The following is a 26,166-nucleotide window of genomic DNA, read 5'->3' as shown; positions in this document are numbered from 1 at the left end:
CTGACGAATAGCAACTCGCCGTTAGGATAAATTATATATGTCAGATTACCAAGAAGCACTGTATACTATGATATATCGCGAACTTAAGATTTGCGTGGCTACTCTACAAAAAAAACGTAGAGCCAACTTCGATTCAAGAAGAAGACAAAATGTGTCGATTAGCCCCTCTGATGGATAGCGCTGGCAATACAAAGAGCCCCCTGGTCTCACCACAAGGGCATTATCGTTCTTGGAAGAGCAAACACGAGTACCATTTCTCTTTCATCCATCGGAAACTCGCTCCTTCTTCCGCCTTCTATAATGCTACACACGCTACACTGATACTCCTTTTAGCTTTGGCGCTGACCCTTCTCCCTTCCGTTACCCTGGCTGGACCAAAGACAACTATTCGAGTCCCCAAGCCGAACGGGAAAAACCTAAGAGCGCAATGTGAATATGGATCGAACAAAAGGTGGCGTCTTCGACAGTTCAAGGGAAAGTCCGGCCGAAACGTTACCCCTAAGCTGAGAAGAAAGGCCGAACGGAGCTGTGAGAGCCTTGTCCCGGCAAGAAGCGTAAAAAATCTTGAAAACACCCCCTCGCTGAACAAGGTCGTATTCTCTCTAAAGAAGTCGAGAGCTCAGGGTCTTTGGTCAAGAGCGGTATCTGGCACTCCTCCCTTTTTGAAAGACATCCCAACACAAGACATTTCCTCCCTTTTCTGGCGTGATGGTGTTATTGATCGGATTATCTCCGATGAGGCCACCTTGGACGATTGCAATGAGTTCTATGGGGGTGTGGCTGACGGTACTTCTGCTGGCGTAGCTGGATGCTTTCTGACTGAAGGGGTGGGAAGAGCTCTTGAGGAGCTCCTTCACTCATCTGCTAGCCTCTGTTATCTCCGAAACGTTCCTGACTACGTCGGGTCTTCTGGCATCACCGTAATATCAGGATTAGAACGCATCCCGAATGGGAATCCCCGTAAACTTTTTCACGCACCACTCGGAGACGACACTCGAACCATAGAGGTTCGGGTAAAGGGAATGCAAAATGGTCAACCAGGAGAAAATATTTCTCAGTTAGAAGAAGATTATCAGCAGAGAATCTTTATCACTCCGACGAACAAAAGCACCCTCAAGGAGAGAAAATCGCAGTATGGATATGACATCTTCTTTTGTGGCCCGACTGGCTCCACTCCAGTTGGAAAAGAAATGGCGAATATTCGTCGCGATGGGAAGATAGAACTTCAATTTGTGCGTGATGAATTTGGGGAAGCCTTTCAATCACGTGTGACGGGATACCTCGGCACATCGCGCCGCTCTGGTGCAAAAGAAGTAGTCTTTAATCCTAGGCTCCAAAGAACTCTCGATCTGGAGTTTAAAAATACAACATTTAATGACTCATTTAAAACTTCGATGGTAATAGAACCCAATTCCGAGATTAAGATGAAAACCTATTCGACAAATGGATTTGAGCCGAATCGAAGAGCATACACCGTTGTCAAGTTTCTTGCCGATAGCACAACAGAGACTCGATTCATGGAGGGGGCATTTCGAGATGAAAAGGATGGTGCGCCGGGTGAGGGCTTTCAAGTTGCGCTGGAGTTTCGAGATGATCGATATTTAGCCGCAGCGGAAAATAAATACTTATTCAAGTTAGACGATGTTGAACTCCTGACAGATGAGTTCTATGTAGAGCCAAATCCAACATTCGACTCTTCAGAGTTCAATTGTGACATCGAAGCCGATGTCGTTGTTGAAATGGATTTTTCTTCCTCCTCGCTGGATCCATTGAAAGCGCTTTGCGAAGTTGAACGGCTAGAAAATATGAATTACTGCTCAACTGACCCCAAAGTTGCGCAAGCGCAAGTTCAGTTTAATGGCTCATGTTCTTTCCAATTCGAGTAAGATACTCTCTCTCTCTCTTTAACAACGGCACTGAATATCGCTGATGGTGATTCTGGCAACGGGAATACCCTCTTACGAGTCATCTCCTCGGCCACATCTCCCGAAAAAAATGCCTGCTTCATACAGTGAGCGCAGAGTCTCAACGGTCAAAACCTGAACGAAATCCTCTTCAATCTGAGGAGTCGGAATCTTCCCCGAATCCTCCACCAAAGAATCGTCCTCGCACCTTTTCGTGGCTTTACCAATGGACCATGCCAACAGACCTTCCGCACGTGCTTGAAAGGAGTCTGAGTGATTCCCTGAAAAGACCTGCATCTGCGCTGCAAGCTGCGTTGTTTCTGCCGTTGCTTCCATGGAGTTTCCATCCCAAGCCCACATTCCCCCGCTATGGGGGACATGCCCTGCGCGGCATAAGGTGCGAGCTGTTGCAACTTCAAGGATTGCCTTACCGATTAACTCATTCTCTTGCAACGTAATTTTCTCATCCTCTGCTCCAGTTCTGGCATCGTGCATCTCTACACTCCGAAACTCTCTCTTGAGTCTTTCAACAACAGGTAAACTATTAAGCTCTCGATGCTCGTACACTTCATCAAGAAGCTCGTCTCGATCCCTCCGAAGATAGGGCCCCTTTTTGACACGAGTAATTCCTGGCATTGAGTCATCGAAGAGTGTGCCTTGCGCCTCAGGATTAAAGTGTATGACATGTGCCTCTGGCATGATGAGCGGCTCCCCAGGATTTAACGTCCACCATGTATCAACGGTATTGAGCATATGTGGCTTGCCACTTTGTTCAATCACTTTTTCGAATGGAGAGATGACTACATAAGGACAGTCCTCCCAATTGCCAAAGACGTGAGATTGCACAACATGATTCAGACTCAGGTGAACGGTGTTTCGAATAAACTTATGATCGGTGGCACTTGCAGTAGAAGCGATACATACTGTTCCGTCTCCTTTCATTTCAGGGAGAAACCGTGTGGCGTGGACACACACCAGCTCAGATGGAGATAGTGCTTTTTGTCCTGCCTCAATCTCTGGGGTATACGTCGAGAGCTTATTCGTAACGAGTCTCCGAAAGGCGTCCACTCTGGAATCCAGCATGTTTTTCGCTTGCTGCTCTCCTAACAGAGCTTCTATTACTAACATTTCTGCATGGGACTCATCAGCGGAGAATCCTGAATTCCCAAAGAGATTACATGCAACAAGTTCTTCAAGCAGGTCATGAGATTTTTGGGAGTAGATTCCCTGCCTCACTTCTTCTCGGAGCTTTTGCGCTTCTTGGTGTTCGGGGCTCATGAAACATGCAACTTCTAGCACTCCAGAGAGTGTTTTGCTCGCACTGATTCGAACGGCCGTTGACTGACCTCCGACTCCTCTTACATCTCTATGGCGGGCAATGCTCTGAGGCTCATTTGGGGACAGCAGCCAGTTGGACGCAGAGCCCACCAGAACATTCTGCATCCCTTTCCCCCCTTCAAGAGTGACTGATTCTTCCCGACCTCGGAAGAAGACTTCACTCCCGTCAGATAGGTGGTAGACCCGTCTGTTAAAACCACTTGTGTCTCGCTCAAATTGAGAATGTGCGACTGAAAGAGTCGGTATTGAGTACGATTGTTGATTCGGTACAGGTTCAAGTGCCATTTCTAGCCGCGCCTCCTTACACTCCCCCTGTATCTGTATTTTATGCCTGATTGAAGCGCTGGAGTGACGTAATCCTCGAGAGAATTTCAAATCATGATTCGAGTTGGCATGAAGGAGGGCGGGCTTACCCACAATTGAATAAGGGACTTACGCAGCTTTTTTCTTGGAGCCGTTCTGAGACCGTAAGGGGAATTCTCGCTTTGAGACCGGCGAACAGAGGGGCTCTTCTCGTAGTCCCACCAAGGTTTCCATATAGAGAAGGAGGTCTTGCCGACTATTTCGTCTTAAATGGCGAAATCCTCCCGGAAGAGCCCGAAGCACCGCTGGATCTGAAAGATACTCGAGATGCTGCACATCCTCGGCTGAGAAACCAACATGACGAAGCTCTTCAAAAATCTGCTCGACTGGTTTGCCACTCACTCCGCAATAGTCTCTAGAGTGCTCTGACCATTCATCGAGCTCTTGTCCAAAATTCCTATAAATCTCTCCGGCCGAAATACCAACGAGTGCTTGCACTAAGTGGCCGCAGTTACACCGACCAACATGGCCCCACTCATACGGCGCACCGGCTCGAAGCTGATGAATCGCGACTTGAAGTGCATTTATCAGTTTTCTGTTCTTCATACGTTAAGGATACGAGATAATCCCATAGTCGCGCAAACAAATGTCTCAAATATTCTTTGCTGACGTACAGTAAAAAAAGTCAGTACATGTCTGGTGCAACATCCAGGATAGCGGGAGCAGCACATATTCGGGACAGCGAAGAAGCTCTGCATAATGAAGCACATAGGGTGTTGAGTTTCCACCCTTCTGGCTCCATTTCATATTAGCTGATTCCTACTCCTACAAACACCAAGCTCAGAGGAGGAATTCTTACTCGATACTAAAGGAAAAATGAGCACCGTAGCTTGAGACAGACAGCAAAGCGACTGAAACTGACCAGAGCACGAATCAATCCTAACAGTTGCAAAAGCCTAATAGGTGTAAAGGGGTGATATGAAACGGGCGCAAAGCAATCTGAAACGGGAGAAACTCTGAAACGGGAGAAACTCTGAAACGGGAGAAACTCTGAAACGGGAGAAACAGGGAGAATCATGTGGAGCGGGTGAAGGGATTCGAACCCTCGACCTCCTCCTTGGCAAGGAGGCGCTCTAGCCAACTGAGCTACACCCGCAGAGGTCAGACGCAAGATTAGCGAGGAGTTGGTAAAAAAGTCAACTCACGAGACTGAAGAAGAGATGATCGCCGTTTGGCGGGTAAATCCTCAAGCCCCTTTTCCTTCCCTTCTGCTTTCAGTAGAGTACCGTCATAGTGGCCATGAAAGGTCGCCGAGAGGAGGAGCCATGTCAGATAGCCTTGATGAACGCCGAAAAGCACTAGAAAATGATTACTTCCAGAAAAAAAACCAAGAAGCATTAGAGCGAATCGCTCACCGACAAGAGGATCAAGAGAAGCGAAAAAGCCCCATCACAGGCGAACCACTAGAACAAATCACCATAATGGGTGTCATCGTAGACCAATGCCCAAGTTCAAAAGGCATTTGGCTGGATGCGGGCGAGCTTGAACAGATTCTTTCAGCGGTAAAAGAACAAGAATCGGAATCAGGAAAGAATCTGATTGCAGATTTTTTTGCTACACTCTCTGGCAAATAGCTTAGAGCTGCAACTCCGAGCCCAGACAGATTCAGACGTGAGAGGATACCTATATGCCCCTTCACTGGTTTGAGAAAGTGGTCAGAGGCACCTCTCGAAACCTCTATAAAGCAGGCGAACAACTTGGACTGTTCCCGTCGCCGTCTCCAGTGAGGGCTACCCCCTCACGGAAAAAACATACCGTCTTACCTTCTTCTGAAGCCCCGTCTGTCGACACCCAGCAAAGGCACAAAAAACACGCTCGGACATCAAGAAGGATAAAAAGTGATCCTCAGTTAGCTCGCATTTGGGAGTCGCTCATTAGCGAATATTTCCCAGAGGAAACTCAACTCAGAGAATACCGCGTTGTCTGGAGCAAACGGCGGCAGCTCAGGACCCTCGCATCGTGCAATATTGATTCTCTTCGAGTTCGCGTAGCTCAAGAGCTGAATCACCCCAAACACCTCCATTGGCTCTCTCCCCTGCTCTATCATGAGATGTGTCATGCTGTACTGGGCGACTCTATTAGACAAAAGGGGGAAAGAACCAGATGGCACGGACCCGAGTTTCGAGCTCTGGAAAAGCGCCATCCCCAGATATCAAGCTTCGATCAATGGATACACTCTGGAGGATGGAGCTCTGCCGTTAGAAGCCACCGCGCTCGTGAAGCACATGCGAAAAGAAAAGCTCAATAATGACGATGTACAGTGAATGAAACGGCGAGACTTTTTAAAACTTGGACTCTTTAGTGGTGCCACTGGACTAGGCCTCCTCTCGGTTGCGAACTCCCCATCAAAAGCGACACCATACATCTCATCCTCCTCTGGATTTACCACAGGGATTCTGGAAATTACTGAGGTATCAATCCCGCTCCCAGAACACCTTGAACGATTTGATAATCTACAACTCGCATTTATAACCGATATTCATCACGGTGCCGCGATGGATCCAAAATGGTTAACAACAATAAAAGAGGTCGTGAATGCTCGTAAGGTTGATATCATTCTTCTTGGTGGAGACTATATTTGGGCACCGGACTCAGCTCTCATTCAAGCAATCACACCAAGACGAAACTCTCTCTTTCGAGAACTCAAAGGGGAAGAGCTTGTCGCTTCTATCTACACCGATCTGTTTCAAACGCTCGCTGAGTTCCAATCACGTTATGGAATCTTTGGAGTACGAGGCAATCATGATTGCTGGCACTCTCCGCAACAAGCAAGCCTACTCTTTCATAAATACACAGGCGAGCTCCTTGTTAATCAAAGAAGCGATATTATGCTCGACGGCATGGGCACAATCGAACTTGCTGGTGCTGATGACTACTGGATAGGAATGCCTCAGCCGCCAAAGTTCTCTGATAACAAAAATAGTTTAAAGATTTTTCTGACCCATAATCCTGATCATTTAGTAGAAGAGTGTGAGGGGACAATTCCAAAAGATGCACTTGTCCTGTGTGGACATACGCACGGTGGGCAAGTATCACTTCCCACGCTTGGGGTGCTCACTTACAACATTCGGTCAAAAGAGTACGGCTATGGGCTAAACATCGTCGATAATTTCACCGTATTCACCTCAAGAGGAATTGGCGTCGTTGAGCTCCCTTTCCGATACAACTGCCCACAGGAGGTGGTCTTTATAAAATTTGTAGCAAACGGCTCAAAACACGTGGTGAGGGCATTAGAAATCTAGTTTCTCTAGCCATTTCAGGTGTTTACGGGAAACTTCCGTATTCCCCTGCTCTATTCTCCCTCAGAGCCACCTCGTGAAGCCGCTCTAAAACGCTCCCAGACTTGCATTGTTTCTCACAGAAGCATACTCTCCTACGACGAACGAAGAGGATAAATAAGAGTTTATTCAGCTGTTTGCTGGATTTGCCTCTTCCTTTTTGAGACCGGCTGTAATGAGAGTCGTTTATAAAAAGAGCCATGATTCGTTCTGGCAATTGTATGAACGGGCTTAAAAAGCGGTGAAGGTCGCACCTTGTTTCAGAACTACTCCTACTCGCAGAAATGAGGCAGGAAGTGAGAACGGTTCGCTCATGTATAGTGGGAACATTGTAATGAGAGAGGTGCCAAAAGAGTATCAGTTGCTTAGTGTCAGTTGCTGAGTATCAGTGGCTTGCGTGGCCCAAAGCGCTTACCTCTGCGAAATCAACGGTGTTGTCAGCAGGATGGAAAACGAAATTGGAAAACGATAGTAAAGAAAAAGAGTTGTTAAACGGTATGTCGAAGGAAAAATACATGAGTGTAAAGCCTCAGTCATCAGAACGAGCAAAGCTCGCTGCAATGGAAGTAGTGGTCGATCACGGCGTAGAGAAAGCGATTAAAGTGCTCAAGAGAAAACTGATCAAAGAAGGCTTATTCAAGGAGCTCAAAGCCCGTCGTTATTATTCTAAGCCAAGCGAAGAGAAAAAAAGAAAATTGAAAGAATCGCTTAAGAAGATTCGTAAAGAAGAGTCGCGAAGACAAAAGTCTCAGATGATGTTCTAAGAACGCATCATTAAGGTAAAGAAAAAGCTCCTATTACGGGGCTTTTTTTGTACCTACAGCAATCAAGACTATACGCTCTCTTGTCACAGGCTGTTAAAAACCATTTAATAGTGGAGCATCGAAACGTATAGCGAATAGGTACCATAGGTGAGAATCCTTTCTAGATATATCCTGCGAGAGCTCTTCACATACTTCTCCATTACGCTATTTATTTTCACTGGCGTACTGTTCACTATTCGTGTCCTCAAGCTCACTTCTCTTATCGTAAATAAAGGGGTGTTACTCTCTCAGGTCGGCATGGTCTTCCTGGCCGTAGTCCCTGCCTTTTTAGAAATCGCGGTGCCGCTTGCAGCCCTACTTGCTCCCATCCTTACCTTTGCCCGTCTCTCTGGTGACTCTGAAGTGATCGTTATCCGAGCGAGCGGAATTAGCCTCTTTCAACTCTTACGCTCGGTAATGATATTCGGTGCATGCGTAACTCTGCTCGCACTGTTTATCAGTCATTCGTTTAAGCCATGGGGTTTTAAAACTCTCTCCAATACGCTCTTTGAGATAGCCCGAACAAAGAGCACTGCTGGCCTTGAACCTGGTGTCTTTAACGATTTGGGGGAGATTATTCTTTATGCAGAAGAGATCGAGCCAAAAACGGGTGAGATGAAAAACGTTTTAATTGATGAACTGACTGCCACAGGCTCTACTCGCGTCATTCTTGCAAAAGAAGGGACCATCCAACCAGACAGAGAGAACAGAGCTATTAACTTTAATCTGCGAGACGGAGAGATACACGAAGAATCAGACGGCAGATATATCCTCACTCGATATGTATCGAATCAGATAGTGCTTGATGCAAACAAGCTTGACGGCTCGGGTGGAGTGCCACAAGAAAGACGGGTTCGGGAACTTTACTGGGGCGAACTCCAGCAAGAGTATCAGGTCTTAAAGCAACAACTAGACTCGCAACAGCAAGAGCAGCGAGTAGAACCTGACACCACCACAGCGGAAGTCCAGCCGCCTGTGGCAACAAGAGAGGAGTTAACAGATCGAATCAGGAAGGTATTGTTCGAGATATATGCTCGTTTTAGTTTGCCCTTTGCGACCCTTTTACTCGCCCTCATCGGAATGCCACTTGGTATTCAATCTCCAAGAAGTCAGCGAACCTGGGGAGTAGGACTTTCGGCTCTGATCGGCTTTATCGCCTTTCTTACCTACTTTGCTCTCTATTCAATTACTCGATCTATCGCTGAAAATGGAGCGGTCCCCCTCCTGATTGGGGCATGGGCTCCAACGATTATCACAGGAATACTTGCAGCGATTTTTCTAAAACAAATGTCAACTGAGCGGTGGCAAACTATCTCTGATGGACTTTCAGCTATCCTCCAGGGTCTCAAGGGCGTGCTTACTCTCAAGCGCTACAAACTTGAGCAGTAACCACCCCCTCCTCGCTTAGTCATATAAATCGAAAAAGCGTACAAGAGGCACCTTCGAAAAACAGAGACCTTGCAAAGAGCCGATTATGAAAGAGAAAGAAAATCTCGAATCTATCGTGAATCTCTCTATGCTCTTTCCGGCTAGAAATTCCTTCCCTGCCCTCATTTCGGAGGTAACCCCCTGTACTGAACACACCTTAATGGAATCAGTAGACCGTGCGTATGACGATGGTCACGACAATGAATACGGAAAAGAATTCTGATCATCTCATTCACCACACGGTCTTTGATAGCTTTCTCTCTGTAATTGAGAACCACAAAACAAACAAAGACTCCTGAGAGTATGACTTTAGAAGACAGCGCCAAGGCTCACGATGATGCGTCACCCGCAGAAATATGGCCACTCCTGCTTGGTGCGATAGTCCCGCCGCTTGGGATGTTTCTGGAGGTTGGATTGCGCAGAGCCTTCTGGATTAATCTCCTGCTTACCTGCTTCGGATTTATCCCCGGGGCTATTCATGCGATCTGGTTTTTAAGCTCGCAACCCCAGCGGAAAGGCCACAACACCCCAACCTCGACACCAGAGTAAGGAGCATCAATGTCGGTATCTTCTTTCCTTCGTTCACTTATCAGTGCTTTGAATACTCAAAGAACTCATTTCCCCATCGAGGCGCGTATTACTACCCGCCGTGAGTCATTCCTATTATTCGGCTCAGCGCTCGCCGTTATCATGGGATTGGCTATTATTCTTACCATCCTCCTCGGTTGAACTCATTCTTTTATAATCAACCACTGAACCATAAGAGCGCCTAATATCAGGCTCCGCATGCTCCAACAAATAGTGCGAATCCAATTCGAGCATACGAGAGAGTCAATGAGATATGGATCTGCAGTTTGAGAGAGTTCTTCATGAAGAGGCACCTGGATGAGAAAGGTAGAACCCCATACGATAGCGAGCAAGAACATCGAACCCCTGAAAAGCATAAGATCTCTTCCGCTCAACAGAGGTCTACTCCGAAGGGCAAGATAGCAGCCTGTCAAAAACTCCGTCATCATGAAGGGAATAACAACAGATGAAGTACGGAGCTGATGCTCTATCTCGTATGTAAGAAACGCCTCAGCAGGAATATCACTAAACATTGGATAGTGAACAACCTGAACAAACCAGATAAGTCCAGTCATGGCAGCGGTTGCTACAAAATGCACAAGGAAAAGAGTTGGATGCTGCTTCATGACTACCTCTAGAGCTCAAATAATAGTGACACATGCACGGTAACGCACGCATGAAGGTGGCGGAAGAGATGCTTTTTAGAGGGAGCTGCGCAAAGAATAGCACAAAAAAAAGCGGCTCGTTTCATTCAACGAGCCGCTTCCTCCAATCGCAGTGTGATAAGCCCATCGCCCTGGGCAAACCACAGAAAAATCTGATTTGTCTCTTAACGCTTCGAGAACTGAGGCCGCTTTCTTGCCTTATGACGACCGTACTTCTTCCTCTCAACTGCTCGCGAATCACGGGTCAAGAATCCCTTCTCCTTCAATGGAGTGTGAAATTCCTCTGTGTTCGACTCGTCGAGCGCTCTGGACAAAGCGTGCCTAACAGCACCCGCCTGACCAGATGTTCCACCGCCCTGCACGGTGACGAGGACGTCAAAATTTTCTCGGTTCTCAAGAAGTTCGAACGGCTGGTTCACAACCATCTGCAATGTCTTTCGCGCAAAATACTGGTCCATCGGTTTTGAGTTGACCGTAATTTGTCCCTTCCCCTCTCGGAGGTAGACTCTTGCAACTGCGCTCTTTCTTCTTCCAATAGTGTGGATGCCTCTCTTTGAATTCGTACCAACCATCTCTCTACAGTCCTTTATCTACTTTCCTTATCTCTCGTTGTAACTTCATTCAACTCGCTTCACCTTGTACTGAGCCAATAGACCATCTATCGCTCTTGTTCGGATGAAGCCCGTTTCCTAAACCTCTTCTCGCTCAGCTCCAAACGCCTTCAGTGCAAGACAACTTGCTGCGGCTGTTGCGCCGAATGTGGGTGCTCAGCACCTGGATACACCTTGAGCTTCTTAATAATCTGATGCCCGAGCGCTCCTCGCTTCACCATTCGCTTCACAGCGAGCCGAATCATTCGCTCAGGGTGCTTTTCAAGCATTTCTGCGGCGGACACCGATTTGATTCCACCGATATATCCAGAGTGTGAATGATACTGCTTGTCTTGAAGTTTCTTCCCTTTCAAAACTACCTTAGAGGCATTAATCACGACAACAAAATCTCCACAGTCTACGTGGGGAGTAAACGTCGGCTTATGCTTTCCGCGAATGAGATGCGCTACTTGAGTCGCTAAGCGCCCCAATGGAACACCAGTTGCATCTATCACGTGCCATTTTCTGTCTGTTACCGCTGCTTCTTTTGAAAGCTGAAATGTTGATTCCATTTTTTATTTCCTCTTTGCTCTCTCTCTCCGCGTACTCTCTCAACAAATACCTTTGGCTCAGCTAATCCTGCCTTCTGGCTCAGCTAATTCACTTCATCAAAAAGCGCACACGCAATTCTTTAGCACAGGTTCACCCCGTATCTGGCGCACTCGATTACGCTTTCTTCACGTCCCCTCTTCACAGCCAAAAGTTTCACAGCCAAAAGTTTCACAGCCAAACCTTCTTGGCAGAAGTTCTTCCAGGACACAAAGAGCAGTTCTACGACACAAAGAGCCAAAACTGTTTACGCGAGCTAGGCCCAAAAGATTACCATTTTTGGGATACTTATCAACTCTTCGGCCAAGATTCGTGGAGAAAGCGGGATGAAGTCTCTGAAACTGAGGCTCGCTCTCTCCATCTCAAGAGACAAGCTCGAGTCATGCCTAGCTAACTACCTGTATTAACTTGGTTTTATTAGGCTACCCTCAGTTATTCGAACTTACACCTGATCCAGCCGGTAGAATTCCCCACTTGCCTCAATCGCTTTCTCACTATCCCTCGAAATCGCTCTCTTTACGTTTTCAAGGATTTCACCGCCTATAAGTTCGATCTCTTCCAAAAGCCGCATACGCTTCTCTGAAGCCGACTTCAGCACTTCGTCATATTTCGTTTCGGGAGAATAAGAAAAAGAGGAGTCGCTCGATGAAGAGCGAAAGATGATTTTTACTACCATAACAACCAACAACAGACTACAAACTACAACTGAGATGAAAAATATGAGGCAAAAAACAACCTCCATTCTCCAGCTATTTAAAGAGATCGACACTTTTCAGTAATGCCTTAAGCGCTTTCTGGGCAACCCATTTCCTTCCACTCGGAGGCTCTCTGTTCCCTGACACTTAGGTGAGAATTTACTTCAAGAGGGTTGAGCACTCCTACGAGAATCTCGTATTCAAAATCATCAGGGGAAAGGACTTCAAAAAAGCACCGACGAAAAACTCCAGCGGATGCCTACCGAGCTCCGTGCCCACTTAAGACGGCGGGTATCGTCTTTAAGAGAAGAGCGAAGTCCAGAGCAAGGGACCAGTTATCAATATAAGCGAGATCCATTTTTACCCAATCTTCAAAATCTGTGATTGTATTTCTACCATTCACCTGCCAGGTACACGTCAATCCAGGTCGCATTGAAAGTCTCCGACGATCTCGCCTTTCATACAGATTTACTTCTCCTGGCACCGGAGGTCGGGGACCTACCAGGCTCATGTCGCCTTTCAGGACATTGAAAAGCTGTGGCAACTCATCAAGGCTATACCGACGGAGCAACTGACCGAATTTTGTGATACGTGGATCAGCTGCTATTTTAAACACTGGCCCCTCCATCTCGTTCTGATGTTGTAGCCCAGCTAATTGAGACTCTGCATCTTCAACCATAGAACGAAATTTATAGAGGTTAAAAAATCTTCCGCTTCGCCCAACACGACGTTGTATGAAGAATATTGGACCTCGTGATGAAAAACGAACTGCTAGCGCGATCACGAGAAAGATTGGAGCAAGCAGCACCATGAGTATAAGTGAGATACAGACATCGAGACCGCGCTTTAATGAAAGCTCCCAGCGATCACCAGGCGGAGTCTCAAAATGTATAAGTGGCATACTTCCAAAATAGCTCAGGCGTGACTTCGCAATGCCTACACTAAAAAGATCAGCGGCAATGGTCGTTCTAATTCCTTGTTCAGCACAAATATCGATTAAATCTCTTACCTCATTCATGACCCGCAACAGATCAGTAAATATTACTTCGTCAATTGCGTAATCCTTAAGCGCTTTTTTTACTGCATCACTCCCCTGGAGGATTCTTCCCACCGTAGTCTTATAACCACTCGCAGTGAGGGCATCCTTAAAAAATTGAGCTCTGGCAGTGCTCCTCGCGATGTCATCCTCTAAATCCGCAAATCCACGGATTCTTACACCAAGCTCCGGACGATTTGATATTTCATGAGCAAGTTGAATCGCCTGTTCGCCTAATCCAGCAATAATGACACTTCGAAAATTCATTCCTCGCTTGCGCCAGTATCGTAAAATCTCAAGCACGACGGCCCGCTGCGCAGCAAGGCTCATCCCAACTAACGTACAGAAAAGCAGGATAAAACTTCTACTCAGATCGAGTTTCAAAAGAAACAAGGTAGCTGCTAATCCAAAAAATACGAGAATGGAACTTACGAGAGATATGCCAAACAGCTCCAGCGAAGTACGAAATCGCATACTGGTATATGCACCAAGTATCTGAAGGAGAAATCCATACAACATCAGTGCTAGCACGAGGATGAAAGCATAGTCTTTCATCGGTGCTAAATGCTCACCTTCAAAAGGGATTCCAAATCCAAAGAGAGAGTTCCAGAAAAGAAGCGATTCTCGCCCATGATAAGCGATAAAAAATGAAGCGATGATGATTAGAAAGTCGCCTACACGCTCAATTCGAGAAATAGTGCGCCAGTTCTCTTTTAACATGCAGCTTACCTCAGTACTTTATCGTCGGATGAAGGATAGAGTTTTTGCCCGAATTGTTCAAATGCTTCTCGTATCTCCACGGAGATGTTGGATTCGTCCAAAGGGCTCGGCTTCGCTCAAGCTACCGCCTTCTTCAATCATAACTCTGTCCGGCCTCATACCCCCTACTCACTCAGGGCGGTTCTCCCGACAAGCATCGGGAAAAGACGTATCTCCCAGGGCAGAATTTTGTGCATATCTCAACTTGTCTAACAGCTCTTGAGCGAGAAAGGAGTGCGGATCTCCAATCACTAACTGCCAATCACCTTGCGAATCATTCTCACGAGAGTACAGAGAATTATACTGTATGGGAATCGCGGGAGTGCACGCACTATGAACCGTTGGAACTGCTCTAAACTCTCTCAACTGATAGTCAGTTCCATCCTGCTGCAGAATGGTATGCCTCTTCTGAGTGGCTCCGTAGGGAACAAAAAAACTGGGGAGATTCTTACTCACGTCTTGAAGTTCAAACATCCAACTGGATGGATTGTTCGTAATCGATTCTTCAACAACCGAAACTGCATCACGCTGATCTGGTGTGAGGCGTTCCCGCTCACTTCCTACTGGATCGATAAGCTCTCTTCCAAGCTGTTTCAGTCTTTCAAACATGTCCCCTCTAATTGATGCAGTGTCTCAATCTTTGTTCTCTCGCCGGTGGCCGTTGTCTCCCCCATTCTGGGAATACAGTACACTTTTAAAAAGATTAAACAAAAATAATTGGGATTCACCAATTCCTCCTTTACGTCACAGATTTCAATCGAAAGTGGGAACGTACCTACCTGAAAATACTCGGTTAAATTTCCGCAGCCCCTTCAACTCACACATCATCTTAATGAAAGCAGGAAATAATAACTGCCAGAGGTTCTCGTCACTTTTAAGAAGGTTTTCTATGCGCCAGCCCCTTTCAGAACAGGGTCCTATCAGCCTCTATTTTCTTGATGGAAATATTTCAGCTGCATTTAGCGAGCTTCTTCATTCGCTTGGATTTCAAACTGAGACGCTTCACTCACTACAAGAACTCTTATCCGCAGAGCGAGTGGTGACCGAGCCCCTGTTCTACGATTCGCTCTCCACTCCCCAAAAAGAGCGGTGTCTTCTCGTTGGAAACTGCTCTACACCTGAAGCGTTTCGCTGTCCTGTCATACGGCAACCACTTACACCTGCTAAAGTACATACCGCTCTCCAAGATTTTCTCGGCGTGAATATCGATCAGTAAATCACTGCATCAATCATGATTAATGATTCTTGTCTAACTGCGGATTCAGTTATAGGGTTTCCAGAGATCCAGACTGATTATCCTAAGGCGCTATGAGAGTCCTACTACAAAGAGTATTGCAAGCAAAAGTAGAGATCCTTCCTGCATCTCATGAAGGAGAAGAGTCAAAAGCTCTTTCATCAAGAAAATATACGAGCGGCTCGATAGGACAAGGTCTTCTTCTGTTTGTCGGTTTCTCTAAAGAAGATTCCGATGCCAAGATAATACCGATGCGAGACAAGCTTCTCGGACTGCGGGTCTTCCCGAATGAAGAAGGCAAGTTTGATCGGTCAGTGCTTGATATTCGTGGGGGAGAAATCCTTATCGTTTCACAATTCACTCTCTTTGGAGATTGCCGAAAAGGACGAAGACCAGATTTCTTTAGAGCAATGGAGCCTGAAAGAGCTGAAAAACTCTACCATACCTTCGTAGAGGCCTTTCAACACTCAGGCATTCCAACGCAAACAGGGGAATTCGGGGCAGATATGGAAGTTTCACTGGTGAATGATGGTCCCGTTACCCTCATGCTTGAGAATTAAGTGATTTCCTCGCTGTAGACTTTTTCAAGCGAAACGCTATGAACAGGAGATCCCAAAAACTTGCAATCCTCCGCAGATGAACTTCACTACTACTTGCAGCATATAAAGAGAAATCTGAATGATGAAATCGAGTATATCTTGAAAAGAAGAAAGCTCAGGCATCGGATTATTCACAGCGCAAGAAGGAGCTGCTTCAGCAAACGAAAGTGGTGTCATGAAGATAACCAACGTAGCAACAACACCCAAGAGAGCAAGCTGCGTTTTGTTTTTTCTCTGGTGCTCCATACAAACTCTTCCAGTGTACTCACTGCGGAGTAACATGCATACTCCACCGGTCTTATCTTTGATATGACACTTTTTACGTAACATGTGCTGTTATTTCCATGAATTTGACGAGGAGATGAGAACATGCTCTCTTAACTCACTTTTTAGAGGATTATGAGGTCGTTATCCCGCCATTCAAGCTCCCTTGGCATCCTGTGCATGTTGGGTGCAGGCCTTGGCTTTGCCATGATGGTCGCATTTGTAAAGGCCGCTGCTACAAGCGTTCCTGTCCCACAAATTGTATGTATCCGCTCTGCAGTAACCGCGCTCACCGTGTCTCTATTGATGCTCTTCCAAGGAATCCCTTTCCGGGGCCAGAACACTCCACTGCTCTTCCTGCGCGCCCTCCTTGGAAGTATTGCGATGGGGCTTTCTTTCTATTCGACTTCTGTTATTCCCCTTGTTGATATGTCTGTTATTATAAAAACCTCTGTACTGTTCACCGCTATTTTTGCAGCTCTCTGGCTACAAGAGCGCCCTACAAGAAACTTACTGCTCTATAGTCTCCTTGGCTTTATTGGCATCGCACTGATTATCAAACCAACTGGCAACGTGCTTGCACTGGGAGGACTTGCGGCACTGGGTGCAGCTGTCGTAATTGGATTAATAGGAGTCGTGATACGAAAACTACAACAGACAGAGCATTCTTACATGATCGTGTTTGTTTATACTGCGACAGCAACCGTTGGATATGGATTATTCTTTGGCTCTTCATTCACGAAACTCGATCATGCAGAGCTCTTTTATGTCCTTGGAGCAGGAGTTGTGGGAACAATCGCTCAGCTCCTGTTTACCCTTGCATATAAATACGGCGCTGCCAGTGAAGTCTCTCCTTTCCTCTATTCAGAAACTCTCTTTGCCGCTCTCTTTGGAGCTCTCTATTTTCAGGAGTTTCCCGACCTGCTCACCGTTCTTGGGGCGATGCTCACAATCATCTCAGGGATTACCATTGCTCGAGGCTCGCGAGAAAAGAAAGCGCTAGAGAGCGCGTGAGTATTCCCTTTCGCTTTAAGACGAATCCTCGTACAACTGTAGAAAATGAACTTTTCTCAAAAAAAGGGAAGTAATGACAGAAAAAACTGCCTTTGCGACGTTAATAAGTAATGTCACAACACCTGCTCTCACCATCTTCGCTTGTTGCGTAATTTCAGTGAGCACTCTCTTTAGCCCAGTTACGGTCCTTTCCGAGCCCCCCTTAAATACTGGGCACCTGAATACTCAGCGACACAGACACATTGAAGTAAGCGGTCAATGTCTTACAAAAGTTGAACCAGATAGAGGAAGTATTCAAGTAAGCTCTGCTTCTACAGCCAACGAGCCAAGCAAAGCATCTGAACGGACTGTGCAGGATCACCGGCGACTAAAAGAGCAGATCAAAGCGTTACGACTTAAGGACTTTTTCAGTGAGACTGAGAACTTTCACATTGGGGAGCAGTGTACTTATCACAACGGCAAAAAGGAATGTCAGGGATTTAAAGCAACAATGACAACACGTTTTGAAAGTGCTGAAATTGATCGACTTGGGGAAGTTATTGGAGTTGCTTCAAAAGAAAATGTCTATGCGGTATCAGGACTCAGACTGAGTGTCTCACCTGAACGTATGCAAAAAGAGCGTGAAAAGTGTCTGGTGACCGCGGCTAGAAATGCTCAGGAGAAAGCGAAGAAAATAGCATACGGTGCGGGCGTATCACTTGGAGAAATGATTTCGATGAGTGAACACGATGTGCCTCAGGAATATGCACCGATGTACGACAGTTTTTCTCAATCAAAGAGAGTCTTGGCTCTTGAAAGTCAGGCCGCTCCAGAGATTGAGTCGCGGCCAGTTGATGTACGAGTAGAGGTAAGAGCTCTCTATGATATCGAGTGATACCTCTATCTCGCAAAGCGAACTACCCGGCCTCCATCTACTGCTCTCAAGAAAAGACTCTCTAGTTTCCTAGGATGAAGCTTGAATCCCACTCTTCCTGCCTCATCAGAGAACACCCTACGTCTTCTACACCTCTCTCCTCCTGACTTTTTGGTAAAGCATACTTTGAATGGTATTTTAGCAATTGGTCGCTCTGCTGAATCTTCAATGCGGACGAAAAATCTCCTCTTTCGGTTCTTATTGGGTATCCTTTTTATCTTCAGTAGCTCGATCCTTGCATCTTTGATATCTCCAGTCTTTTTCTCCTGGAGTGCCAACTTCTTGAGAGTAGCCCAGTGTGCCAGTACCTGCTCGACATCTGCTCCATCAGCCATCGCTGAACTGAAGAATGTAATAAGTCCGTATTGATCCCTTAACGCTCTATGTTGGAATGCCAGTAAAGATTGGGGTGCATCGGTAGTGATCGTGACCGTGAGAGCTTGATGTTCACCCTGGAAGAGCTTCTGGAGATCAATATCTCTTCGTTCTTTTGCACCCAAGACATATTCATCTTGAATCAGAGGAAACCCATTTTCATCGGCAATGAATACCGTAACAGAAAGAGAGCGAAGAACTCTCGTATTCAGAAGAGATATCGTTCCACTCTCTCGTTCTCCTATCTCTTCATACACTCCAATGCCATTCATCAAATCCCCTAAAAGCGCAGCAAACTGCTGGATATATACGAAAGCACCAGAACTCAGGGCACTCTCTTCAGCAAATGCAATCACATCTCTCGTTTCTGTCTCGATCGTGATACTACCGCTAAATGAAAGAGGAAGTTCCTCTGTCAACGATATATCTCGCAATTGACCTGATTCGACTATTTCATATCGCTCAAGAACTCGTCTCCCATTCTCATCGTAGACCGAGATTTGTGCCTCTGCCGCCACACTGCCCACATTCACAAGACGCAAACGAGCACTACAGGTGCCGTTACAAACTGCAGGCACAGATGAGAGGTGTCCGTCTGTTAGGAGTAAGTGCTGCCGATAATACGAAGTATAGAGAGGAGCATTGCTCAAACTAGCAAAAGCAGTTCGTGAATGAATCATTCTCACTTCGCTATCTGCACTATCTCCAATAAGCATCAGCTCTGGTCGCAGAGTTTGACTGGATGATACAAACTTCAACCACCCTTGGAATGGGCCATCTCCTTGTGCTCGTTCTTCAAATACAACTGTTCTTTGTTCTGCTTGGGGATCAAAAGAAATATCCATTTCCTTGATCGTATTCCCAGAAGAGTCAAATACGGTCAACATACCACTGGCAGGCTCATTACCAGAGTTCTTCGCCACAAACAGTACTTCTGATTTCTCTCTTTGAGAGAAAGGCACAATAGCTGTTCCAGTAAACCCACGTTGCACAATCTGTGGATTAAACGGATCTCCGCCATTTCTCGTCTCGTATTGATCTGAGAGCCCATCTCCATCAGTATCTCTCATCACAATGCCACTACTATTTACCGCTTGCGAAACTGCTATCATCCAGCTCTCAGTACTCTCCAAGTCGCCGTCACTCGCGGAGAGCGTGATACAGGCATTTGATTCGGCGCGAATTGCTATCATTACGCTATCACTACTGTTTGCTACAAGTGAGGACTGGACAGAGGATGATGTCGCCGTCGGAGCCAAGAGTGCGGGAATGTAGTGATAATAGAGTACGGGGAGTTCCGCAAATGGACTGCTCCCGTCACTCTCGAAGCTTAATTCTACAATATCATCTCGTAGAAAAAGAAAGACAGCTCGAAAATACCGCGACGAATATAACATCTTTCGGGCGCCCACCTGTTCACAATCAGAAGAAGCAAGCGAGCAGTTTCGATGAAAGCTGAGGCCGTATTCTCGCTGAAGCTCATAAGCTTTCTGATTACATGATTTTGCGGAAAGAGAGTACGAGAGCGTATCACCGTCTGGATCACGCACTGAGATGCTCTGTTCAACTTCCGTCCCTGGAGCGACAAGCGCTTGATCTGGCTTTACGATCTGCGGAGAACGGTTGTTATTCATCACGAAGATATGAGCGAACGCATAAGAAGCTCCGTCAAAGAGAGTCAGTGTCACACGCATGATACGTGAGCCATTGGGAGAAATTTCTATCGAATATGCATCCTGTCCCGTTGAAGAGAGTGTCGCATTTGGATTACCGGAAGACGATGCAATATCGAGCAGTACATTTTGATCATCACAAAAGGAGGATGGCATTATCTCATAGAGCGTTCCATCACTGCTTCCGCCTCGAAGCTCACAGACTTCATTTTGAGACTCTGTCGATGGAATCGCAAAATACCAACGTGCCTCTCGCTGAGACCAGACAGCATAACCCGGACCATCATAATCAGAATTCCGTGCGATGAGGCTTTTTGTCTCCACCAATTTCGCAAGTTCTTGTGCAATATCTTTCACTGATTGAAGGGCTATACGAACTGGCTGACCATCTGGATCGCGAACAGTAAGTGGAACCGCGAGGCTTTGAGTAGCTCCCCCGAGAGTATGAATTGAGGTGAATTCTGCTGTGGGCGGAGTATTTGAAACATCCACATAAAACCGTTGTGACAAGCGATAGTTGCCCTTCTGTGCACTCAGATCGAAGGCCATGGTGCCGAAAGAATACGTGCTTGGAATATCGATGGATACAGTACTTTCAGTCAACCGAAAACTCGGGGTTACCACAGGCGATGGCAACGCGTTTACTAAGCGCCACGGATCTTCGTAGTACTCTCCTGGCAGCAGAGCAAGCAGGATCGGCTCTGGGTCGGCATAAACCAGGGCATGAAGCTCTCCAGAGCTATCAATAAACGGTTGTAAGCGAAGATAACTCACGCCTCCTCGAACCCATTTTGCGCCCGCATAGAGCAGGTCATCATACTGAGGCTCATATTGCGATAGAAACAAACCACTTGCCAGCTGAGCGGCTCGCATGGATGGGTCTGCTCCTTTTCTAAGCGAGAGCTGTGTAATTCCTTCTCCGTTATCAATCTGAACGGGTATCGATAGTCGGGCTCCAGGATACGTCTTAGAGTTCGGGAGTGAAGATACTACGGGAGGTGTCGCGGTAAGTATCACATTGAAATTCTCAGTTGCCACTCCCCCACGTGACGAACACGTTACTGTAACCGTCGCCTCTCCGGTTCGGTCTGTAGAAAACGAAACTCCGATCTCTCCAATGTTAGAAATACTAGCAGTGATAGCCCCAGTTTCTAAAGGGAACACGGGCGCGGTAAGCAGAGTAATATCATTGTACGCACCTAAAAAACTTCCGAGTGAAGTGCGTTGTTCATTTGCATGTCGAACCACTTCATCATTCGAAGAAACCAAAAGATATTCACCCGCTTGCCCAAGCAACAGCTTGGTTCCATTGGGACCAGAACAATCCGAGGCAACACACCGAGGCAAATAAGTGGAGTAGAACGAACTATGTGGTGGTGACGTCACAACTGGTGCAGCAGAAGCTGAGCATGTTACAGCATCTCCATCGGGATCGGTTACCTGAAATGGAACCGTAGTCGCGCCTGTTGCCAGAGAAACACTCTGATGAGAAATTTCAGAGATGACAGGAGGCTGTGATGTGACGGTCACCTCAAAACTTCTCGTAGCATCAAGACCCTCGATATCGGTGACGGATGCCTGAATAGCAGCACTGCCCCAAAACATTTGGCTCCATGAGAAGGTTATTTCAATAGTATTTGCATCACGAACAAGACACTCTGCTGAAAAATCAGCGGAAGCTGGAGCGACGGGACCAACTGGATCCGTCAAAATACTCGGGTCGGAGAATGCGCCTGGAAACTCACCAATTTCTACTGACAGCCCTCCGTCTACTCGTCGAATCGTGTCATCATCCGAGAGCTCAAATATTTCTCCGTGCATTCCGTAGAGACGCTTTTGATCTTGTCCATAGACATCTCTTTCACAATTTGCAGAGGCACAAAAAGGACTAAAACTCTCAAAGAATGCATAGCCCTCAGGAGATGTTGTTCCCTGCACTGCCACAGCGCAGCTACTCACTGCACCAGGGGCTCCTTCACCATACCGATCTGGATCTGATGCACTGACCACAATAGTCGCCTCCCCTGCCGAGGCTGAGAAGCTTTGATTGGAGATGGCGCCTAAAAGTGGTGGCTGATTCACGGTGAGATTTGATAGGGCTGTCGCCACATCAAGTCCCGACTGTGGATTTGTTAATCCTCCCGAGAAGTTTGGTAAATTTGTACTGTGTTGGTAGAGAAGTGCAATAGTTTCTGAAACGGAGAGATCAGGCTTTGCCGCCCGTAAAACTGCTACTGCCCCTGAAACATGAGGCGTTGCCATCGAGGTTCCACTCAGATAGCGATAAGAGTTGTTTGGATATGTACTATAAATCGATGAGCCAGGCGCTGAAATATCGACTGTTGTTGCGCCATAGTTTGAAAAATATGACCTGGAACCACTCGAGGTATGAGAGGCAACGGCTATTATATTGTCAGAGGCATAGCTTGCTGGATATTGTGCATAGGTATCATTATCTCGATTGTCGTTTCCAGCAGCTGCTATGAATACAATCCCAAGACTACCAGCGGTATCAATGGCATCTTTGAGCGTGCTGTTGTAACCACCACCACCCCAGGAGTTGCTTGAAGCAACGATATTCACGCCGTAAACAGACTTCATTCTGTTCATGTAATTCACAGAGCGAATAGCTCCAAGCGTACTGCCATACGGCCCAAGGAATCGGATAGCCATTAACTTCACTAGAGGAGCAACTCCGGAAACTCCAATTCCATTATTGCCAGTAGCTCCTATAGTTCCAGCACAGTGAGTGCCATGAGTCGTGCCATTCGCTTCATTCGGATCGCCGTTATTTTCATAATAATTTGCACCATAAACATCATCGATCACCCCATTGCCATCGTCATCGATACCATTTCCCGCGATTTCACCAGGATTTACCCACATCCGATCAACGAGATCTGGGTGTGTATAATCAATCCCAGTATCAATGACAGTAACGACAACTCCTTCTCCATCACCATTTTCCGCCCAGGCATTCTCGGCGTTCGCCCCTGGATTGGTGCGCATTCCCCATAACTTTAAAAGATGCTCATCATTAAACTGTGCTGGTTGAATATCGTAATTCAGGTCAAAGTGCTCGACGAGCTGCGCATCGAGAAGGTCAGCTGCAAAGGAAAAGTCAAATCGATCACAATCAGCTGCTATAAGCTCTTGGCCTGAGACCAGCGAATCTTGTGATCTTGCCTCTACTCCAAGAATCGAAAATATCGCATCTGTTATCTGCTCATTGGTATAGGAGCTCAGCTCTGGAGAGATGCGTCTCAGTCCCTCGATCCATTCTTTTTGATGGGTAAATAAACACGTGCCCTCCTCCCATGAAATGGGCTGAGAAACCGCAACCATCTGCTCACTCTCTGGCTGAGCGAAGAGTTGATTACTTCCAATGAGAAGAGAAAAGGAGAAAAACAGAGATAGCGCGACGAGAGACCGAAAGATTCTTTGAATCATCCTCATACAACTCCAAGAAAATTCGGACACGGGGGAAAGCCTCCGCAAGCTCTCTCCAAAAAGGTTTATATAGAGACCTTCACCCCACGCCCGAAGTGTTGGTGCAGCAGAATCTTCCTGATTGACAGACCGCATTGTTCTTCATCGAAACCTTCTAAGAATTCTTTACATATAGAATCCCAAAAAAAATATGAGAGTAGAAAACATAGAATCTCTTAGGAAAGCGTGATGATTATTCATAGATTCCTACTACGAGAATCCATGTTTTTACGATCCCTATCAGCTTCTTGCCGTCCAATAATTAAGAAATTCTCTGAATCGTTCGAGTTCAAACCTTGCGTTTGAACAAAAACGACTAATTCGGAGGTAGAAATCTCATGAAAGAAGGTGGTAACGAGCCAAGCCGCGATCACAAGCGGAAAGTTTTCTTTGGCATGCTATGCCTGCTCTTGATCCTCATGGTAGTAGGAGCTCCGTTAAGAGAGCCGGCAAGAAATAATGAGAGCAACATATTTCTAGACGAGCCGATTCCTTCAGATATCCAGAAAACTCAAGAGGCATTTCCAGAGGAACAAAGCTCTCATTTAGCTCCGACTTCAGAGTTGCTCCGTTCTCTTACTGAGCCAAACTCGGTTGAACTCTCTGAAGAAGAGGAACATCACCTTATGATTTCCAATTATGATGCTTATGTTCGATATAAAGCTCAGCGCTCCGATCCAGGTCGCCGGATGAAAAGCTCTCCGGAACAGATTGTAGGAGAAAGGATTACTCCAAGACTTCTTGAACATCTAGAGCAACAGTCATCACCATAAGGGCATTGATCGCATCTCTCTCTTACTCGATTCCAAACAAGCGGGAGCTTGCTGACGGGGCTATGAAGCTCGGCGGCGACCAGCTCCACCCTTTACATTTCTTCTTCGAGCGCTCTGCGGGCGCCTTTTGCTTGAAGCACTTGGGCGCCTCTGAGCACTGCGTCCACTCGATGGAAGGTGACTTGCTCTCCCTGATGCAGAATTTGGCTTTCGCTTTTTTGCCCCCTGAATACTTACTGGCATTTGAATTTCTTTCATTGAAATTCGCAGATTGCCTTGAATCCTTTTCAACATTCGTCTGTCCCCGGAGGTTACGAATGAAATAGCATCACCCAGCCTTTCTGCCCGACCAGTTCTACCCGTGCGATGCGTATAGGCTTCTACAGTATCTGGCATGTCGAAATTAATTACATGTGATACCTGAGATATATCTATCCCTCGAGCAGCGATATCTGTTGCGATCAGGACTTTGAATTTTCCAGAGCGAAAGCCATCAATAGCTCTTTGCCTTTTGGCTTGCGAGAGATTTCCCTGAAGAGAGGTAACAGCAACTCCGGAACTACTCATAAGATCATCTATCGCCTTTGCCCTTCTTTTCGTTCGTGTAAATACGATTGCACTCCCGACAGAAGAATCTTTGATAAGCTCGAGAAGCAATTCCCTCTTTTGACTATCCGCCACAGAGTACATGTTGTGCGAGACTGTCTTTGATAATCCAGTTTTTCCAATTTTTATTGTCTTTGCATTCGTAACGATCTCTTCTGCCAGACTCTTAATCTCCTTTGGCATCGTTGCTGTGAATAAGAGGGTCTGTCGCTGTGTCGGGAGAAACTCCTTAATGCGCCTTATGACCGGAAAAAATCCCATATCAAACATCTGGTCCGCTTCATCAAAGACTACCATCTCTAGGTTTGTTGGGTCGAAAGTGCCTCGCTCTAAATGGTCAAGGATTCTCCCTGGACACCCAATAACTACATCCACTCCTCTTTCCAGCGCACGAAGCTGAGGCCGCATTGCTGTTCCCCCATACATCGTCACACCAGAAATTCCAGAGCCTTTTCCAAGCTGCCGACACGCTTGAAAGATCTGCTCTGCTAATTCGCGGGTAGGTGCAACAATAAGAGCTCGCGGCGCACGAGATCGCTCAGAAAGCATGAGCCTGTCGATCATTGGGAGTGCAAACGCTGCGGTCTTTCCCGTTCCTGTTTGTGCAAGCCCAATAACATCTGAGCCTTCCATTATTAATGGAATTGCTTGCTCTTGTATCGGAGTGGGCTCCGTGTAGTTCAGCTCTCCGGTGTTATCCACGAGCAGTTTATTCAACCCGTAACTGGCAAAGGTCATAATAGTCCTTACGCGAGGAAAAACGTTCGCTTCGTATTCTGTAACGAGCGATACTCCCCAAAAATAAATAGTAATTACGGTATCAATAACGGCCGACCGCTCCCGAGATCGCAAGCGGCAGTCATCTCGACTATGAGAATACGAGAGATTACTGACGATTGGTCAGTAACAACAACGCAACGGATACCTTCTAGGCTTATCTCGTATGACTACTGAGAAACCGTTACCTGCGTGGCACAAGGACCTTTGCGTCCCTCACCAATTTCAAATTCAACAATGTCACCCTCTTGAAGTGAGTCTCCTTGAACTTCGTTGATATGAACAAAAAGGTCGTCTCCGTTTTCTTGCTCAATAAAGCCGAACCCTTTCTCAGAATTAAACCACTTCACTTTTCCTTTGCTCATTCCTCTTCCTATGTTTTCTTTGGAGCGCCTATCACTTGCGATATGCCCT

26 protein-coding genes and 1 tRNA gene are annotated in these 26,166 nt (G+C 46.5%); 13 read left to right on the top strand and 14 right to left on the bottom strand.

Annotated elements, in window-relative coordinates:
• Positions 1-170: 170 nt before the first annotated feature.
• Positions 171-1,886, top strand: coding sequence for a hypothetical protein (locus EBR25_01545; protein NBW39665.1), 1,716 nt, complete (start codon positions 171-173; stop codon positions 1,884-1,886).
• A gap of 72 nt (positions 1,887-1,958) precedes the next feature.
• Here the strand turns inward: EBR25_01545 and EBR25_01540 are convergent, their stop codons facing one another.
• The 4 genes from EBR25_01540 to EBR25_01525 all read right to left on the bottom strand — a co-directional run bounded on the left by EBR25_01540 (position 1,959) and on the right by EBR25_01525 (position 4,701).
• Positions 1,959-3,527 carry a hypothetical protein gene (locus tag EBR25_01540; protein ID NBW39664.1) on the bottom strand — a complete coding sequence of 523 codons (1,569 nt, stop codon included), beginning with the start codon at positions 3,525-3,527 and terminating at the stop codon, positions 1,959-1,961.
• A gap of 147 nt (positions 3,528-3,674) precedes the next feature.
• Positions 3,675-4,151, bottom strand: coding sequence for a hypothetical protein (locus tag EBR25_01535; protein ID NBW39663.1), 477 nt, complete (start codon positions 4,149-4,151; stop codon positions 3,675-3,677).
• A gap of 259 nt (positions 4,152-4,410) precedes the next feature.
• Positions 4,411-4,623 carry a hypothetical protein gene (locus tag EBR25_01530; GenBank protein NBW39662.1) on the bottom strand — a complete coding sequence of 71 codons (213 nt, stop codon included), beginning with the start codon at positions 4,621-4,623 and terminating at the stop codon, positions 4,411-4,413.
• 1 nt (position 4,624) lies between these two features.
• Positions 4,625-4,701 (bottom strand) — tRNA-Gly (locus EBR25_01525).
• A gap of 28 nt (positions 4,702-4,729) precedes the next feature.
• On the opposite strand from EBR25_01525, the gene EBR25_01520 reads away from it, so the two are divergent.
• The 6 genes from EBR25_01520 (at position 4,730) to EBR25_01495 (ending at position 9,663) form a co-directional block, all read left to right on the top strand.
• Entirely contained in the window at positions 4,730-5,179 is a 450-nt protein-coding gene (locus EBR25_01520; protein NBW39661.1) for a hypothetical protein, read from the top strand.
• 53 nt (positions 5,180-5,232) lie between these two features.
• Entirely contained in the window at positions 5,233-5,853 is a 621-nt protein-coding gene (locus EBR25_01515; protein NBW39660.1) for a hypothetical protein, read from the top strand.
• Positions 5,854-5,869: 16 nt separating this feature from the next.
• Complete coding sequence (locus tag EBR25_01510; protein ID NBW39659.1) at positions 5,870-6,847, top strand: hypothetical protein; 978 nt, start codon at positions 5,870-5,872, stop codon at positions 6,845-6,847.
• 596 nt (positions 6,848-7,443) lie between these two features.
• Positions 7,444-7,647: a 30S ribosomal protein S21 gene (rpsU, locus tag EBR25_01505; protein ID NBW39658.1), complete on the top strand. Its 204-nt coding sequence runs from the start codon at positions 7,444-7,446 to the stop codon at positions 7,645-7,647.
• Between the two features lie 147 nt (positions 7,648-7,794).
• Complete coding sequence (lptF, locus tag EBR25_01500) at positions 7,795-9,075, top strand: LPS export ABC transporter permease LptF (protein ID NBW39657.1); 1,281 nt, start codon at positions 7,795-7,797, stop codon at positions 9,073-9,075.
• A gap of 342 nt (positions 9,076-9,417) precedes the next feature.
• Positions 9,418-9,663 carry a YqaE/Pmp3 family membrane protein gene (locus EBR25_01495; protein ID NBW39656.1) on the top strand — a complete coding sequence of 82 codons (246 nt, stop codon included), beginning with the start codon at positions 9,418-9,420 and terminating at the stop codon, positions 9,661-9,663.
• A gap of 182 nt (positions 9,664-9,845) precedes the next feature.
• Here EBR25_01495 and EBR25_01490 read toward each other — a convergent pair whose 3' ends face one another.
• From EBR25_01490 to EBR25_01480, 3 genes are all read right to left on the bottom strand, one after another.
• Entirely contained in the window at positions 9,846-10,307 is a 462-nt protein-coding gene (locus EBR25_01490; protein NBW39655.1) for a hypothetical protein, read from the bottom strand.
• A gap of 203 nt (positions 10,308-10,510) precedes the next feature.
• Positions 10,511-10,918 carry a 30S ribosomal protein S9 gene (locus EBR25_01485; protein ID NBW39654.1) on the bottom strand — a complete coding sequence of 136 codons (408 nt, stop codon included), beginning with the start codon at positions 10,916-10,918 and terminating at the stop codon, positions 10,511-10,513.
• A 149-nt stretch (positions 10,919-11,067) separates the two neighbouring features.
• Positions 11,068-11,508, bottom strand: coding sequence for a 50S ribosomal protein L13 (locus tag EBR25_01480; GenBank protein NBW39653.1), 441 nt, complete (start codon positions 11,506-11,508; stop codon positions 11,068-11,070).
• A gap of 224 nt (positions 11,509-11,732) precedes the next feature.
• On the opposite strand from EBR25_01480, the gene EBR25_01475 reads away from it, so the two are divergent.
• Positions 11,733-11,939: a hypothetical protein gene (locus EBR25_01475; protein ID NBW39652.1), complete on the top strand. Its 207-nt coding sequence runs from the start codon at positions 11,733-11,735 to the stop codon at positions 11,937-11,939.
• 48 nt (positions 11,940-11,987) lie between these two features.
• On the opposite strand, the gene EBR25_01470 is transcribed toward EBR25_01475, so the two are convergent.
• From EBR25_01470 to EBR25_01460, 3 genes are all read right to left on the bottom strand, one after another.
• Positions 11,988-12,287 carry a hypothetical protein gene (locus EBR25_01470; protein ID NBW39651.1) on the bottom strand — a complete coding sequence of 100 codons (300 nt, stop codon included), beginning with the start codon at positions 12,285-12,287 and terminating at the stop codon, positions 11,988-11,990.
• A 212-nt stretch (positions 12,288-12,499) separates the two neighbouring features.
• Entirely contained in the window at positions 12,500-13,996 is a 1,497-nt protein-coding gene (locus EBR25_01465) for a sugar transferase (GenBank protein NBW39650.1), read from the bottom strand.
• A gap of 168 nt (positions 13,997-14,164) precedes the next feature.
• Positions 14,165-14,644, bottom strand: coding sequence for a hypothetical protein (locus EBR25_01460; GenBank protein NBW39649.1), 480 nt, complete (start codon positions 14,642-14,644; stop codon positions 14,165-14,167).
• A gap of 280 nt (positions 14,645-14,924) precedes the next feature.
• Between EBR25_01460 and EBR25_01455 the strand changes: the two genes are divergently transcribed.
• Positions 14,925-15,251 (top strand): hypothetical protein, encoded by a 327-nt coding sequence (locus tag EBR25_01455; GenBank protein NBW39648.1) that lies wholly within the window; start codon positions 14,925-14,927, stop codon positions 15,249-15,251.
• A gap of 92 nt (positions 15,252-15,343) precedes the next feature.
• On the top strand, positions 15,344-15,829 hold the full coding sequence (locus EBR25_01450; GenBank protein NBW39647.1) for a D-tyrosyl-tRNA(Tyr) deacylase: 486 nt from the start codon (positions 15,344-15,346) through the stop codon (positions 15,827-15,829).
• A gap of 36 nt (positions 15,830-15,865) precedes the next feature.
• Here EBR25_01450 and EBR25_01445 read toward each other — a convergent pair whose 3' ends face one another.
• A complete protein-coding gene (locus EBR25_01445; GenBank protein NBW39646.1) occupies positions 15,866-16,114 on the bottom strand; it encodes a hypothetical protein in 249 nt (82 codons plus the stop codon).
• A 153-nt stretch (positions 16,115-16,267) separates the two neighbouring features.
• On the opposite strand from EBR25_01445, the gene EBR25_01440 reads away from it, so the two are divergent.
• Together EBR25_01440 and EBR25_01435 are read left to right on the top strand one after the other, a co-directional pair.
• Positions 16,268-17,146 (top strand): DMT family transporter, encoded by an 879-nt coding sequence (locus EBR25_01440; GenBank protein ID NBW39645.1) that lies wholly within the window; start codon positions 16,268-16,270, stop codon positions 17,144-17,146.
• Between the two features lie 73 nt (positions 17,147-17,219).
• A complete protein-coding gene (locus EBR25_01435; protein NBW39644.1) occupies positions 17,220-18,020 on the top strand; it encodes a DUF541 domain-containing protein in 801 nt (266 codons plus the stop codon).
• 5 nt (positions 18,021-18,025) lie between these two features.
• Here EBR25_01435 and EBR25_01430 read toward each other — a convergent pair whose 3' ends face one another.
• A complete protein-coding gene (locus tag EBR25_01430) occupies positions 18,026-23,452 on the bottom strand; it encodes a hypothetical protein (protein ID NBW39643.1) in 5,427 nt (1,808 codons plus the stop codon).
• 482 nt (positions 23,453-23,934) lie between these two features.
• Between EBR25_01430 and EBR25_01425 the strand changes: the two genes are divergently transcribed.
• On the top strand, positions 23,935-24,369 hold the full coding sequence (locus EBR25_01425) for a hypothetical protein (GenBank protein NBW39642.1): 435 nt from the start codon (positions 23,935-23,937) through the stop codon (positions 24,367-24,369).
• A 60-nt stretch (positions 24,370-24,429) separates the two neighbouring features.
• On the opposite strand, the gene EBR25_01420 is transcribed toward EBR25_01425, so the two are convergent.
• A complete protein-coding gene (locus EBR25_01420; GenBank protein NBW39641.1) occupies positions 24,430-25,713 on the bottom strand; it encodes a DEAD/DEAH box helicase in 1,284 nt (427 codons plus the stop codon).
• 209 nt (positions 25,714-25,922) lie between these two features.
• On the bottom strand, positions 25,923-26,117 hold the full coding sequence (locus tag EBR25_01415; GenBank protein NBW39640.1) for a cold-shock protein: 195 nt from the start codon (positions 26,115-26,117) through the stop codon (positions 25,923-25,925).
• Positions 26,118-26,166 lie beyond the last annotated feature (49 nt).

This window comes from bacterium, from assembly GCA_009926305.1.
Classification (GTDB): domain Bacteria; phylum Bdellovibrionota_C; class UBA2361; order UBA2361; family RFPC01; genus RFPC01.
This window is presented reverse-complemented; position numbering and strand designations above follow the sequence as displayed.